This is a genomic window from Albidovulum sediminis, assembly GCF_025380365.1.
Lineage (GTDB): Bacteria > Pseudomonadota > Alphaproteobacteria > Rhodobacterales > Rhodobacteraceae > Albidovulum > Albidovulum sediminis.
On the sequence record NZ_JAOCQF010000002.1, the window covers coordinates 506,828 to 521,380 of the forward strand.

A 14,553-nucleotide genomic window follows, 5' to 3' on the forward strand; every position below is an offset into this window, starting at 1 on the left:
CGGGTGTAGTGGTGATCGGGGTCCAGCATATGGCCACGCTCGGCGGCGCTGTGGTGCCCGCCGGGTTCCGCATCACCGACCTTGTCGCGACGACGACGGGGTCGGGCGGCGTCCTTTACGCTGCGACCGCCGCCAACGGGGTTCTGGGCCTGGCGCTGTCGCAGGGTGCGGCCGCGACGCTGGTCGGGTCCGCCAGCTATGCACCGGGCGCGGACATCTTCGGCCCGCCGCGGCTCGATATCCTCGACCACGACGGGCAGCGATGGCTCCTGCCGGGCGGGCGCTTCCCGGCCGAGATGAGCGGCTTCACGCTCGCCGCCGACGGCATTCCGGGCGCATCCACCACATTCTCGGACGGGCCGGGCGGAGACTTTGCCGCCGGCGATCTCGCCGTGCTCGATCAGGGCGGATCCGGCCGGATCTTCGCGGCAGAGGCGGGCGGGGGCGGGCTTGCGGCCTGGACCATGGCCGCGGGGTCCACGGCACTTGTCGCTGGCGCGGGGTTTGCCGACACTGCCGCAACCTATCTCGCCGCGCCGTCGGTGCTGACCGCGGCCGTCATCGGTGGGCAGGGCTGGGTCTTTGCAGGATCGGCGGCCGATCACGGCGTCACGGCGCTGAGGCTTGGCGTCGATGGCACGCTGTCCCATGCCGGGTCGATCGGCGCGGCCGAGGGGTTCGGCCTTGACACGCCGACCGCGCTTGCGGTGGCGGCGCAGGCGGGCGCGACCTATCTGATCGTCGCCGACGCGGGCAGTTCCTCGCTTTCGGTGCTGCGCCTGGATGCGGGCGGCCTCACCCCCACCGACTACGTGCTCGACATGCTGACCACGCGCTTCCAGGGGACGATCGCGCTTTCAGCCCTGACTGTCGGGGAACGGACCTATGTCGCCGTCGGCGGCTCGGATGACGGCATCTCGATCTTCCGGCTGCTGCCGGACGGCAGGCTCTACCTCGAGTCCACGCTGTCCGACAGCGCGGGCGTAACACTTGCCGACGTCTCCGCCCTCCAAATGGTCGAGGTCGCGGGCGAGATCCAGCTTTTCGTGGTCTCCGGATCGGAGGACGGGCTGACCCAGTTCCGGCTGGTGCCCGGTCCGGTCGGTCTCGACCTGACGGGGGGCGCGGGCGCGGACCCTCTGACGGGCGGCGCGTCGGACGATATCCTTCACGGCGGGGCGGGGGACGACACGCTGACCGGGGCGGGGGGGAACGACATTCTTCTGGATGGCGCCGGGTCGGACGTTATGCGCGGCGGCGCCGGGGCGGATGTCTTCATCCTCAGTGCGGACGGCAGCGCGGACCGGATCGAGGATTTCGACATTGCCGCGGACCGCCTCGACCTTTCGGACTGGCTGATGCTCAATTCGATCGGTCAGATCGCGATCGAGGCGACGGCGACGGGCGCCATCCTGCGCTACGGCTCCGAAGTGCTTGAAATCCTGAGCCATGACGGCACGTCGCTTCTGCCCGGCCAGTTCTCGAATGCCGGTGTGCTGAACCTGCCGCGGCCGGCGGTGGAACTGATCCACCGCGCCCGCGTCCAGGCGGGCACGGCCGGGGCCGATTCGATCGCGGGATCGGTGTTCGCCGACCAGATCGCCGGCGGCGAGGGCGACGACACGCTGGCAGGGGGCTACGGCGATGACACGCTTGAAGGCGGCGGCGGTGCCGATCGCCTCGAAGGCGGTGCGGGGTCGGACTGGGCCGATCATGCCCAGGCGCCGGCCGCGGTGACGGTCGATCTGGTCAGTCCCGCGAACAACCGGGGCGCCGCGGCGGGCGACCGGCATGTCTCGATCGAGAACCTTCGCGGATCGGCCTATGCCGACGACTTGCGCGGCGATTCCCTAGGCAACGTGCTGGAGGGCTGCGCGGGGAACGACTGGCTGACCGGGCGCGGCGGCAACGACACGCTGCGCGGCGGCGAGGGCATCGACAACCTGGTTGGCGGCGAGGGCGCGGACCTTCTGGACGGCGGCGAGGGGCTGGATCGTGCAGTCTACTCCGACGCCACCTCGGGCCTGCGCATCGACCTGCTGGAACCCTGGACGAACACCGGCATCGCCGCGGGCGACATCTTCGTGTCTGTCGAGGCGGTGCGCGCCTCGGCCTACGCGGACGAGCTTTTCGGCGATCACGGCAACAACACGCTCGACGGTGGGACCGGCAACGACCAGATCTTCGGACGCGGGGGCAACGACTGGCTGCTGGGTCGGGCCGGCGACGATCTGCTGGACGGGATGGAGGGTAACGACATCCTGCTGGGCGGCCCGGGGGCGGATCGCTTCGTCGGCGGCGCCGGGATCGACCGGGCGCATTACGGCGATTCCGCGGTCGGACTGCTGGTCGATCTCCTCTATCCCGCGAACAACACGGGAATTGCGGCGGGCGACACCTATTCGGGCATCGAGAACCTGCAAGGCTCGCTCGGCAACGACACCCTCTGGGGGGACGACCGCGGCAACATGATCCTGGGCGCGCGAGGGAACGATCTGATCCGCGGGCGCGGCGGCAACGACTTCCTCATCGGTCTCGACGGCAACGACACGCTGAGCGGCATGTCGGGCGATGACACGCTCGAGGGGGGCGCGGGGGCCGATGTCTTCCTCTTCGAGGCGGGCAGCGGAATTGACCGCGTCAAGGATTTCCAGATCGGGCAAGACGCTCTCCGTTTTGACCCCGCGCTCGCCGCGGTCTCGGGTATGGATGCCCTGACGCTGATTTCGACCTACGGCCAGTCGACCGCCGCGGGCGCGACCTTCGATTTCGGCGGGGGCGATGTACTCATCATCCGCAACGTGGCCGATCCCTTCGATCTGCTGGGGGACATCGTGATCGGATAGGTGATCAGACCCGGCCGATCATCGCGGCGACGGCGAGCGACAGGTTGCCCGCGCGGCTCTGCCGGAACAGCCCGGCGGCGCGAAGGCGGCGCAGCGCGGTTATGCCGCGATCGCGTCGCAAGGCCACAAACGCGTCGAGGCAGTCCCGGTTCTCCCGCGTGAGCAGCGGGGCCACCTGCGACAGGGCGGCGGCATTGGCCCGGTTCCAGTCGGCGAAGCGGCCGCCGATCATTGCCTTAAAGCGGTGGTATCTGGCCTTCAGCGAAAGGTTCGCGCCGATCTGGTTCTGCCCGTGCTGGCGGTAAAGCAGCGTCGGGGACGGGTCGAACAGGATCGTGCCGCCGGCGCCCGACACCAGCTGGTAAAGCCACCAGTCGTGGCAGGCAGCCCCGTCCGCCCGGCCCGCCCGAACCGAGATGTCGCGCGCCCGCGCGTTCAGGACCATCGTGTTGCCGCCGGCAAGGCTTTGCACCAGGGCGTTGCGGAACCCCGGCGTGCGGCGCGGCATCGGCGAGACTCCCAGGATGGTCAGGCCGGCGTCCGTCACCCAGGTGCGGCTGCCGTAAAGCGCGGGTGTCGCGGCATGGGGCGCAAGGGCGGCGACGGCGCGGCTGAGCTTGTCCGGCAGCCAGACATCGTCCTGATCGGCGAAGGCGAAGAAGTCGGCAGCGATCCGGGGGTCGTGCAGGAGCGAGAGGAAGTTTGCGGTGCTCCCCCGCCCTGGCCCCCTGCGCCAGACGATGCGCCGGCCGGGATGGGCCCGCGCGAACGCGGCCAGGATGGCCAGTGTCCCGTCGCTCGATCCGTCGTCGGAGACGTGGAGCGACCAGTCGTCATGATCCTGCACTGCAATCGATTCGAGTTGGTCGCGCAGGAACCGCGCGCCGTTGTAGCTGGCCATCAGGATCGCGATGTGTCGGCCTGTCTGCATCCCGGAGCCTCCCTTGCGTGGTGCGACAAAGTCTTGCGCGCGCCGGGTTAACCAGGACCTGACATCTCACATTTGAAGCATTTTCCCAGATTGCCCGCGGATCAGGATGATCCCGGCCAGGAACAGCACCGCCGCGACGGTCAGGACATAGGGGGCGGAAACGAAGCCGTCCGGGTCGGGGCCGAAGAATCCCGCGCGCATCGTCTCCACCACATGCAGGATGGGGTTGAACCAGAGCGCCCCGGCCAGCGCCTCGGGGATCTGGCGCGCGGTGAAGAGGATGCCGGAGATGACGAAGACCGGCCGGCTCAGCACCGACCAGACCTGCCGCCAGGTGGGAAACATGGCGGCCAGCCCGGCGTTGAGCGTGCCCGCCCCTGTGCCGAGTGCCGCGGCAAGCGCGAGCGACAGGGCGATCCACTCCGGCGCGATGTCGGGCCGGCGCGGTTCGGCCAGCACGACCGGGGTCAGGACGGCGGCGGCGACCGCGATATGGGTCAGCGTTTCAAGGAGCGCGCGGGCCAGAATGACGTCCAGCGGCCGCACAACCGGGTAGGTGAGAAGTCCGCGGTTCGCCTGGACGGCTGCCATAAGGGCGGACGTTAGCGAATTGTACATCAGGAACGGGATAATTCCGCTGGCGTAGAAGAGCGTGAAGCTCGACCCCAGCGGAGGTTTCGGCGCGATGAACGAGAAGGCCAGCGACAAAAGCGCGATCCCGCCGACAGGTTCGGCCAGGGCCCAGGCATACCCGCCCCAGGACCGGCCGAAGCGGGCGCAGGTCTCGCGCAGGGCAAGGGCTGCGACGATGCGGAAGGTGTTGCGGTGCGCGGGGGTCGTGACGGCGGTCATGCACCCATCCTTTCGTTCTCAGGGGACGCCCACGATCCTGATGGCCAATGGTTAAGAAATCGGAGTGACGATGATGTCGCAGCCCGCCCTCGCCCAGCCCGCTCTCGCCCAGCCGTTGCGCCCGCTTCCCGCCCCGGTTACCGTGCCGGACCCCTCGACGGTCTTTCTGGTGCGCTCACGCCTGCGCAGCGCCGCGCGCAGTCGGCGGCGCCGGCTGATCGCGAGCTTTGTGCTGGCGGTCCTTCTGCCCGCGGCCCTCGCCATCGGCTACCTTTTCGCCTTGGCGGAGGACCAGTTCCATTCCCGCGTGGCCTTCTCGGTGCGATCGGAGGCCGCGCCGATCGGCCCCGATCTCGGCGTGCTTGCCGCGGTCGGCGGCATCGCCAGCGCCTCCGCGCCCGATGCCGACATCCTGTTCGACTTCATCGGCAGCGAGCAGATGGTCGCCGCCATCGACCGGCGGCTTGACCTTGCGCGCCTCTTCCACCCGGTCGACAGCGACCCGGTGTTCACGCTGGCCGACGGCGCCACGCGCGAGGACAAGGTCGACTATTGGCACCGCATGGTGCGCGTGCGCCGCGACGCGGGCACCGGGCTTCTCAATGTCGAGGCGCGGGCGTTCCGGGCGGCCGACGCCCGCGCCCTGACGGCGGCGATCTTCGAGGAAAGCGAGGCCTTGGTGAACCGGCTGTCGGAGCAGGCGCGCCGGGACGCGATCCGCTACGCCGCGGCCGACCTCGCCGATGCGGAGGCGCGGCTGCGCGACAAGCGCCGGCTTCTGGCCGAGTTTCGCGACGAAAACCGCATCATCGACCCGAAGGCCGATGTCGAGGGGCAGATGGGGCTGCTCGCCGCGCTGCAGTCCGAACTGGTGCAGACCCTGGTCGAACGCGACATGCTGCTGAGCTATGCCAAGGCGGATGACCAGCGGGTGGCCCAGGCGAACCGCCGTGTCGACGCAGTCAGCGCCCGCATCGAGGCGGAGCGGGAAACGCTGGGCCTCGGCGGCGACGGCCGGGCGATGGCATCGCTTCTGGGGCGCTACGAGGAACTGAGGACCGATCTGGAATTCGCCGCCGGCGCCTATACGCAGGCGCTGGCGGGCCATGCGGCGGCCCAGGCCGAGGCGCGGCGCAAGTCCCGCTATCTGGCCGCCCACGTCGCCCCCACCCTGCCCGAAAGTGCGGTCCACCCCCGGCGCGTGCTGCTATCGGCGCTGATCGCCATGGGTCTCGTGGTCGCCTGGGGTATCGGGACGGTCCTGGCCTACAACCTGCGTGACAGCCGATGAGCGCGCAGATCCGGCCCCCCGATCTCGCGCTGTCTCTGGTGGGCCTGTCCAAGGGGTTCGCCGCCCCCGACGGATGGCGCAGCCTGTTCGAGGGCCTGACGCTGCGCCTGCCCGCGGGCGCGCGGATGGCGCTTCTGGGTGCGAACGGCGCGGGGAAATCCACGCTCCTGTCCATCCTTGCGGGGACGGTCCGGCCCGATGGCGGGCAGGTGCGGACGGACGCGCGCGTGTCCTGGCCGATGGGATTTTCCGGCGGCTTCGCGAACGACCTGAGCGGGGTGCAGAACGCCCGCTTCGTCGCCCGCATCTACGGCGCGGACACCGACGCGGTCGTCGATTTCGTGACCGGGTTCTCCGAACTTGGGCGCGACATGCGGCTGCCGGTCCGCGCCTATTCGGCCGGGATGCGCGCGCGGCTGGCCTTCGGCCTGTCGATGGCGCTCCGCTTCGACTGGTATCTGGTGGACGAGATCATCGCCGTCGGTGACCAGCGTTTCCGCGCCAGGGCCGAGACGATGTTCCGGGACCGGCTGTCGCAGGCCGGGCTGATCATGGTCTCCCACGCCCCGGCCATCCTGCGCCAGTACTGCACCGGCGCGGTCCTGCTGGATCGCGGCCGGGCGCATGTCTTTCCCGATCTAGAGGAGGCGCTGGCGCGGCAGGCCGAACTCGCCGCCGCCTGAGCGGGCGCGCCTCAGCGCGCCTCGGCCAGCAAGGCCCGCAGGTCGAGCGGTTCGGTCACCATGGCAAGCTCGCCGCTGTCGTCACGGGGCCAGTCGGCCTCGTCCCGGTCGCGGTAAAGCTCCACCCCGTTGCCGTCGGGGTCGCGCAGGTAGATCGCCTCGCTCACCCCGTGGTCGGAGGCGCCGTCCAGCGGATAGCCCGCCTCGACCAGGCTTTTGAGAACCCGCGCCAGGTCGGCGCGGGTCGGGTAGAGGAACGCGGTGTGGTAAAGCCCGGTGTGACCCCGCGCCGGCGGGGTGCCGCCCTTGCTCTCCCACGTGTTCAGCCCGATGTGGTGGTGATAGCCACCTGCGGAGAGGAAGGCCGCGCCCTTGCCGTAGCGCTGCATCACCTCGAAGCCGAGAATCCCGGAATAGAAGGCGATCGCGCGGTCGAGGTCCGCCACCTTCAGGTGGACGTGGCCGATGCGGGTTCCGGCCGGGGCGGTATAGGTCATCTGTGTCTCCATTCGCGTCTCCCCGCAATATGACATGGCGAGGACGCACATAAAGACACGTTTATGCGCGCAGTCTGTGCAAGAACGCAGAGGATGTCAGACGCGCGACCGGATCATGCCCACGATGTCGTAGGTCTGGCGCAGGATCGGCGAGGCGATTGCGTCGGCCCGCGCCGCCCCGTCGCCGAGGATGCGGTCGATCTCGGCCGGGTCGGCCATCAGCCGCTTCATCTCCCCCGCGATGGGGGCAAGCCGGGCCACGGCGAGATCGGCGAGCGCCGGCTTGAACGTGCCGAAGCCCTTGCCGCCAAACTCCGCGATGACCGCCTCAGGCGTGGCATCGGAGAGCGCCGCGTAGATGTTGACCAGGTTCTTCGCCTCGGGCCGGTCCTTCAGCCCGTCGAGCGTTTCGGGCAGGGGTTCGGGGTCGGTCTTTGCCTTGCGGAATTTCTGCGCGATGGTGTCCGCATCGTCCGTCAGGTTGATCCGGCTGGCATCCGAGGGATCGGATTTCGACATCTTCTTCGATCCGTCACGCAAGCTCATCACCCGCGTCGCGGCGCCTTCGATCACCGGCTCGGTGACGGGGAAGAAATCGACCTTGTAGTCGTGGTTGAACTTCATCGCGATGTCGCGCGTCAACTCCAGGTGCTGCTTCTGGTCCTCGCCCACCGGGACGTGGGTCGCGTGGTAAAGCAGGATGTCCGCCGCCATCAGCGACGGATAGGCGAACAGCCCCAGGCTTTCGGCCTCGGCGTTCTTGCCGGCGGTCTTGTCCTTCCACTGGGTCATGCGGCCCATCCAGCCCATCCGCGCGACGCAGTTGAAGATCCAGGCCAGTTGCGCGTGGCCGGGCACCTGGCTCTGGTTGAACAGGATCGACCGTTTCGGGTCGATGCCGGCGGCGATGAAGCCCGCCGCCGCCTCGCGCGTCTGGGCGCGCAGCTTTTCCGGGTCCTGCCAGACGGTGATGGCGTGCAGGTCGACGAGGCAGTAGATCGTCTCGATCCCCTCGTTCTGCTTCTCGACAAAGCGCTTGAGCGCGCCGAGGTAGTTGCCCAGCGTCAGCCCGCCGGACGGCTGGATGCCCGAAAAGATGCGCGGGGTGAATTTGGAGGTCGCCTCGGCCATGGTCCGTCCCACTCGTCCGTCTGGAAATTTTCGCCCCGCTCGCGTATCGCAGGGGGGAAGTCCCGTCAACGCCGTAAGGAGATCGCGATGCGGCCAGGATACGACGAAGCGCCGCTGAACCCTCTGCCGGGGGTGGTGTGGCTTCTGCTTCTGCCGCTTGTCGCGATGGAGGTGGCGGTGGGCCTCGGGGCCGCGGGCCTGGCCGGGGGCGCGGCGGGCGAGGGCTGGCGCAACGACGCGCTGCAACGCTTTGCGCTGCCGCCGCAACTGCTTGAGGCGATGATCGATCAGGGACAGTATCCGCCCGACGCGCTCTGGCGCTTCGTCACCTACATCTATGTCCACGGCAGCTTTACCCATGCGATCTTCGTCGCGGTCTTCCTGCTTGCGCTCGGCAAGATGGTGGCCGAGGTCTACAAGGCCTGGGCGGTGATGGTGATCTTCTTCGGGGCCGGGATCTTCGGCGCTCTCGTCTACTCCGCCGTTCCGGGCATCAGCTATCCGCTTTTCGGCGGCTATCCGGCGGTCTACGGGCTGATCGGCACCTTCACTTTCATGCTCTGGGCGCGGCTCGGGGCGGAAAACGCCAACCGCGCCCGCGCCTTCACGCTGATCGGGTTCCTTCTGGGCATCCAGTTGCTGTTCGGCATGCTCTTCGGCGGCACCCCCGACTGGATCGCGGATCTCGCCGGCTTCGGCTTCGGCTTCGGCGCCTCCTTCGTCGTTGGCCCGGGCGGGCCCGCCCACCTTCTGGCGCGGATCCGTCAGCGCTGACGCGAAAGCCCCGCGCGCAGGTCGGACGGACGGAAGGCCCCGGAGAGGAGCGCGGCGGCGCCGAAGCTGGCCATGCCGCCCAGGACCAGCAGGAAGAGTGCCAGGATGCGCACATGCTCCCTGCCCAGCATGTCGGCCATCAGCCAGGTCAGCGCCCAGAGGCATAGCCCCATGATCGCGGCGGACAGGACCGTGCGCGGCAGGCGCCGGCGCAGCCGGTCGTCGGCGCGCGCCGCCTCGCCCATTTGGCGCGTCCCCCACCACAGTTGCCCCGTCATCGCCCAGCCTGACAGCGTGGTGCCCCAGGCCGCCGCGCTGAACCCGATCAGCGGCGCAAGGCCGATGGCAAGTGCGGCATTGATCAGCATCGAGTGGACGGCAAAGCGGAAGGGTGTCCGCGTATCCTCGCGCGCGAAGTAGAGCGGTTGCAGCACCTTCTGAAGCACGAAAGCCGGCAGGCCCAGGCCGTAGATCGCGAGCACCTGCGCGGTGGGCAGCGTGTCGGAGGCAAGGAACTCGCCCCGCTCGAACAGGACGGCAATCAGCGGAACCGGGATGACGACCAGCGCGACCGCCGCCGGGATGGTAAGGAAAAGCGCGAACTCCATCGCGCGCGACAGAGCGTGGCGGCCGCCGCCGGTGTCGCCGTTCTTCAGCCGCCGCGACAGGTCGGGCAGCAGCACGATGCCGATGGCGATGCCGACGACGCCGAGGGGAAGCTGGTATAGCCGGTCGGCGTAGTTCAGCCAGGCGATCGCGCCGTCGAAGAAGCTGCCGACCTGCCGGCCGACCAGCAGGTTGATCTGCACCACGCCGCCGGCCAGCACCGCGGGCGCGGCGATGGTGAGAAGGCGCCTGAGTTCGGGCGTGAAGCGGGGCCGGCGGAAACGCAGTGCAAAGCCCATCCGCGCCGCGGCGAGCCAGACCAGCCCCAGTTGTGCAAGCCCGGTCAGCGGGGTTGCCCAGGACAGTGTCAGCCCCATGTCCCAGCCGCGGTGCCGGGCGAGGACCATGGCGGCGATGAAGATGAGGTTCAGGAGGACCGGCGCGCCGGCCGCCGCCATGAACCGCCCGCCCGCATTCAGAAGGCCGGAGAGGAGCGCGGTCAGAGAGATGAAGAGGATGTAGGGAAAGCAGATGCGCCCGAACTCGACGGCGAGGGGCAACCGCTCGTCCCCGGCAAAGCCGCCTGCCATGGCAAGGACAAGCCAGGGCATCGCCACCATCGCCAGAGCCGAGACGGCCAGCACGACGATGGCAAGCCCGGTAAAGGCATCCTCGGCAAAGCCCTTGGCGTCCTCGCCCGCCTCGAGCTTCTTGGAGAACATCGGCACGAAGGCGGTGTTGAAGGCGCCCTCGGCGAAGAAGCGGCGGAACATGTTGGGCAGCGAGAAGGCGACCAGGAACGCCTCCGCCACCGGGCCGGTGCCAAGGTAGGCGGCGATCAGCATGTCGCGCAGGAAGCCCACCACCCGGCTGAGCAGCGTCCAGGCCCCGACGGTCAGGAAGCCGCGGACAAGGCGGATCGGTTTCATCAGGCCTGCGCCCTTTCGGCGCCCTCGGTGATGGCCTGCCTCAGCTTGCGCTCCAGGCTGTCGCGCTTGGCCTTGGTGTGCAGCTTCAACCCGAACATGTCCTTGACATAGAACGTGTCCACGACCTGCGCCCCGAAGGTCGCGATCACGGCGCTGGCGATGTAGATGTTGTTGGCCGCCAGCGTCCGGGTCAGGTCGTAAAGCAGCGCCGGCCGGTCGCGGGTGTCGACCTCGACGATGGTGTAGATCTCCGAGCCTTCGTTGTCGAAGGTGATGTGGGTCGGGAAGCGGAACTGGCGTTCGCGCTTCTTGATCTTGTCGCGGGTCTTGAGCGCCTCGCGCGCGACGACCTCGCCCTTCAGCGTGCGCTCGATGGTGGTGCGCAGGCGCGGCAGATGCTCGGTCTCGTAGGGGTGCCCCTCGGCGTCCTGCACCCAGAAGACGGCGGTCGCGTAGCCGTCCTTCGAGGTGTAGGTGCGCGCGTCCACCACGTTGGCGCCAACCAGCGCCAACGCGCCGGCAAGGCGGGAAAAGATGCCGGGGTGGTCGGCAAGCGCGAAACAGGTCCGGGTCGCGTCCCGGTCAAGGTCGGGCTTGATGTCGATGCGGATCTCGTCGTCGCCGATGCCGCGCAGCAGGCGGGCGAAAACCGCCTGGGTTTCGGTCGAAAGCCCTTGCCAGTAGGGGCCGTAGTGGCGCGCCGTTTCCCGGCGCAGATCCTTCGCGTCCCAGTCCTTCAGCACCTCGCGCAGCGCGCGCTTCTGTTCATCCTCGCGCTTCTCGCGGTTGACCGATTCCAGCCCGGCCACCAGCGCGTCGGAGGTTTCGGCGTGAAGGCGGCGCAGCAGCATGGCCTTCCAGTTGTTCCAGGTGTTGGGCCCCACGCCGCGGATGTCGCAGACCGTCAGCACCGTCAGGAGGTCGAGCCGCTTCTTCGTCTTCACCACCTTGGCGAAGTCGCGCACCGTGCGCGGATCCGAGATGTCGCGCTTTTGCGCCATGTCGGACATGAAGAGGTGATAGCGCACCAGCCATTCGACGGTCTCGCATTCCTCAGCGTTCAGGCCGAGCCGCGGCGCCACCCGCCGCGCGATCTGTGCGCCCAGGATCGAATGATCCTCCGGCCGGCCCTTGCCGATGTCGTGGAGAAGCAGCGCAACATAAAGGACGCGCCGGTTCACCCCCTCTTCGAGGATGGCGGAGGACAGCGGCAGCTCCTCGATCAGCTCGTTGCGCTCGATCTGGGCGAGGGTGGAGATCGTCTGGATCGTGTGTTCGTCCACCGTGTAGTGGTGGTAGACGTTGAACTGCATCATCGCCACGATCGGCTCGAACTCGGGGATGAAGGCCGACAGCACGCCAAGTTCGTTCATCCGCCGCAGCGCCCGTTCGGGGTTGCCGTGTTTCAGCATCAGGTCAAGGAAGATGCGCGTCGCCTCGCGGTCCTCGCGCATGTCGTCGTCGATCAGGTGCAGGTTCGCGCGCACCACCCGCATCGCGTCGGGGTGGATCAGGTAGCCGGTTCGCAGGCCCTCCTCGAAGATCCTGAGCAGGTTCAGCTTGTCGGACAGGAATTCGCGCTCGTTGCCGATGGTGATACGGCCGCGGTCGATGCGGAAGCCCCCGCGCAGCTTCTTGCGGCGGCGGAACAGGCCCGCCAGCGTCGCCTCGCGCTTGACGTGGCGCGCCTCGAGCACGGTCAGGAAGACGCGCGTCAGTTCGCCCACGTGAGTCGCGTGGCGGAAATAGTCCTGCATGAAGTGTTCGACCGCCCGCCGCCCGCCGGTGTCGCGGTAGCCCATGCGCGCCGCGACCTCGACCTGTAGGTCGAAGGTCAGCTGGTCGGCCGCGCGCCCCGCGATCAGGTGCAGATGGCAGCGCACCGCCCAGAGGAAGTTGTCCGCCGCCTCGAAGGCATCGAATTCGTCGGCGCGCAACAGGCCGACGTCGACCAGTTCCGCCGGGCTGCGGACGCCGTGAATGTACTTGCCGATCCAGTAGAGCGTCTGCAGGTCGCGCAGGCCGCCCTTGCCCTCCTTCACGTTGGGCTCCAACATGTAGCGCTGACCGCCCTGCCGCTTGTGGCGCTCACCCCGCTCCTGAAGCTTCGCCTCGATGAACTCGGGGGCGGTGTTGCGGAACAGATCGTTGCGCAGGCGCTTGCGCAGCTCTTCGGCCAGGGGCTCGTGCCCGCAGATGAACCGCCGTTCCAGCAGGGCGGTACGAATGGTGTAGTCCTCGCGCCCGAGCCGGAGGCAGTCCTTCACCGTGCGGCTGGCGTGGCCGACCTTCAGGCGCATGTCCCACAGGATGTAGAGCATGGACTCGATCACGCTTTCGGCCCAGGGGGTCATCTTCCAGGGCGTCAGGAACAGAAGGTCCACGTCCGAGAACGGCGCCATTTCGGCCCGGCCGTAACCGCCCACGGCCAGGACGGCGATCTTTTCGGCCTCGGTCGGGCTGGCCAGCGGATGCAGGAGGCGCGTCGCAGCCAGAAAGGCCGCGCATACGACCGCATCGGTCAGGGCGGCATAGGCCTGCGTGATCGCACGCGCCTCGCCCGGGGATGCGCGGAACGTCGCCTCGATCGCGTGCAGGCCCTGCTGCCGGCCGGCCACCAGCGCCTTGACGATGGCCGCACGCCGCGCCCGCGGGTCGCTTTCGCCGGCCAGTTCGGTTGCGGCGGCGGCAATGAAGGCCTCGCCGTCCCAGAGCGTCAGGTGCCCGAGAAGCGCTTGGGCATGGGGGGCGGGCGGAAGGGCCGCCGCTTCAGAAACCGGCGCCACCGAAGCTTCTCGGCGCGGGGTCAAGCACGACGATCTGGCCGTTGCGGATCTCGGCCACCGCAAGGGCGCGCTGGTTGGTTCCGTCGGACAGCAGCCGGAAGACGCCGTTCACCCCGGCAAATCCGGCCCCCTGGGTCAGCGCAGAGGCGGAGAGCGCATTGGGCGCGCCGCTGCGGGCCAGCGCGCCGATGGCGGCAACGCCGTCATAGGCAAGCCCCGCGACCGGCAGCGGGATCGACCCGTAGCGGGCGGTGAAGCGCGCCTGGAAGCTGGACGAGGGCCCGGGGTCAGGCAGCGCGAACCAGCCGCCCTGCAATCCCGAAAGCGTCAGGTTCGCCGGCGAGGTGTCCCAGCGGGTCAGCCCGATCAGCTTGATCGCAGTGGTGTCGAGCCCGCTTTCCGGAAGAAGCTGCGCCAGAAGCTGCAGCGCACCGCCGCTGTCGGCCGTCAGGAACACCGCGTTCGCGCCCGCCGCCTTGATGCGGGCGACGATCTGCGGTGCGGCGGTGATGATGCCCTGCTGAGAGAACTCGTAGCTTGCCGTTCCCGCATGCGTCGCCGGGGACCGGGCGATGGCCGCCTCGATCGCCCGGCGGCCGGTGTCGCCCGCGGCGGTCTGCTCGTGCAGGACGAAGATCCGGTTGCGCCCCTGCGCCGCGGCGAAGCGGACCAGCCGTTCGGCTGTGTTGGGGAAGGTCTGGCCAAGGACAAAGACGTTGCCGCCCGCGATGTCGGTCACGTTCGAGAAGGCGAGCACGTTGACGCCCGATCCCGCCACGGCCTTGCCCGCGGCATTGGCCGATTCCGCATAGACCGGCCCGAGGATCACCGCGGCCCCTTCGCTGACCGCCCGTTGCGCCGCCGCCGCCGCGCCCGCGGCGTCCGAGCCGGTGCTGTAGACCCTCAGATCGACCGAGGCGCCTTCAAGGTCGGACGCTGCCATCTCGGCCGCTTGGCGCAGGTTCTGGGCCAGCACCTCGTCCGAGGCGTTGCCCGATCCGGACGGCACCAGAAGCCCGACCGGCACCGGCTTGCCCGGCGCCACCGAGCCGCCACCGGGCATCGGCCCGCAGGCTGCCAGCGGAAGAAGCGAGAGCGCCAGCCAGGCCATGGGCTTGCGGGCGAATCCTAAAACGGCGAACATGGAACCAACCTCATCCTGGCGCAGCCTGTCGTTGCGCCGACCCTATGCGTTTCGCGGGGTGAAGTAAACTTTGCAGCGGGCCC

At 68.9% G+C, this 14,553-nt stretch carries 11 protein-coding genes; 4 read left to right on the forward strand and 7 right to left on the reverse strand.

The annotated features are described in order from the left end of the window. The first annotated feature begins 11 nt into the window (after window positions 1-11). Window positions 12-2,846, forward strand: a complete 2,835-nt coding sequence (locus tag N5I32_RS21355) for a calcium-binding protein (RefSeq protein ID WP_261496531.1) — start codon at window positions 12-14, stop codon at window positions 2,844-2,846. 4 nt (window positions 2,847-2,850) lie between these two features. On the opposite strand, the gene N5I32_RS14200 is transcribed toward N5I32_RS21355, so the two are convergent. Next, on the reverse strand, window positions 2,851-3,777 hold the full coding sequence (locus tag N5I32_RS14200; RefSeq protein WP_261496532.1) for a glycosyltransferase family 2 protein: 927 nt from the start codon (window positions 3,775-3,777) through the stop codon (window positions 2,851-2,853). A gap of 66 nt (window positions 3,778-3,843) precedes the next feature. Further along, complete coding sequence (locus tag N5I32_RS14205) at window positions 3,844-4,629, reverse strand: ABC transporter permease (RefSeq protein ID WP_261496533.1); 786 nt, start codon at window positions 4,627-4,629, stop codon at window positions 3,844-3,846. 73 nt (window positions 4,630-4,702) lie between these two features. Here N5I32_RS14205 and N5I32_RS14210 point away from each other — a divergent pair, with 73 nt between their 5' ends. Then, on the forward strand, window positions 4,703-5,920 hold the full coding sequence (locus N5I32_RS14210) for a KpsE/RkpR family capsule polysaccharide export protein (protein WP_261496534.1): 1,218 nt from the start codon (window positions 4,703-4,705) through the stop codon (window positions 5,918-5,920). Further along, window positions 5,917-6,603, forward strand: a complete 687-nt coding sequence (locus tag N5I32_RS14215; RefSeq protein ID WP_261496535.1) for an ABC transporter ATP-binding protein — start codon at window positions 5,917-5,919, stop codon at window positions 6,601-6,603. Before N5I32_RS14210 ends, N5I32_RS14215 begins: the two co-directional genes overlap by 4 nt. A gap of 11 nt (window positions 6,604-6,614) precedes the next feature. Here N5I32_RS14215 and N5I32_RS14220 read toward each other — a convergent pair whose 3' ends face one another. Both N5I32_RS14220 and trpS read right to left on the reverse strand, forming a co-directional pair. Continuing rightward, on the reverse strand, window positions 6,615-7,100 hold the full coding sequence (locus N5I32_RS14220) for a VOC family protein (protein WP_261496695.1): 486 nt from the start codon (window positions 7,098-7,100) through the stop codon (window positions 6,615-6,617). Window positions 7,101-7,196: 96 nt separating this feature from the next. Beyond that, on the reverse strand, window positions 7,197-8,231 hold the full coding sequence (gene trpS, locus N5I32_RS14225) for a tryptophan--tRNA ligase (protein WP_261496536.1): 1,035 nt from the start codon (window positions 8,229-8,231) through the stop codon (window positions 7,197-7,199). A gap of 87 nt (window positions 8,232-8,318) precedes the next feature. On the opposite strand from trpS, the gene N5I32_RS14230 reads away from it, so the two are divergent. Further along, window positions 8,319-9,005, forward strand: coding sequence for a rhomboid family intramembrane serine protease (locus N5I32_RS14230; RefSeq protein WP_261496537.1), 687 nt, complete (start codon window positions 8,319-8,321; stop codon window positions 9,003-9,005). On the opposite strand, the gene murJ is transcribed toward N5I32_RS14230, so the two are convergent. From murJ to N5I32_RS14245, 3 genes are read right to left on the reverse strand one after another with little or no spacing between them, the layout of a single operon-like run. Then, the gene (gene murJ, locus N5I32_RS14235; protein ID WP_261496538.1) at window positions 8,996-10,540 is read right to left on the reverse strand and encodes a murein biosynthesis integral membrane protein MurJ; all 1,545 of its coding nucleotides are present in this window, start codon (window positions 10,538-10,540) and stop codon (window positions 8,996-8,998) included. The two genes, N5I32_RS14230 and murJ, sit on opposite strands and share 10 nt — an antisense overlap. Continuing rightward, complete coding sequence (locus tag N5I32_RS14240; RefSeq protein WP_439648199.1) at window positions 10,540-13,326, reverse strand: [protein-PII] uridylyltransferase; 2,787 nt, start codon at window positions 13,324-13,326, stop codon at window positions 10,540-10,542. The genes murJ and N5I32_RS14240 overlap by 1 nt, the downstream gene beginning before the upstream one ends. Beyond that, complete coding sequence (locus N5I32_RS14245; RefSeq protein ID WP_261496539.1) at window positions 13,310-14,470, reverse strand: penicillin-binding protein activator; 1,161 nt, start codon at window positions 14,468-14,470, stop codon at window positions 13,310-13,312. The genes N5I32_RS14240 and N5I32_RS14245 overlap by 17 nt, the downstream gene beginning before the upstream one ends. Window positions 14,471-14,553 lie beyond the last annotated feature (83 nt).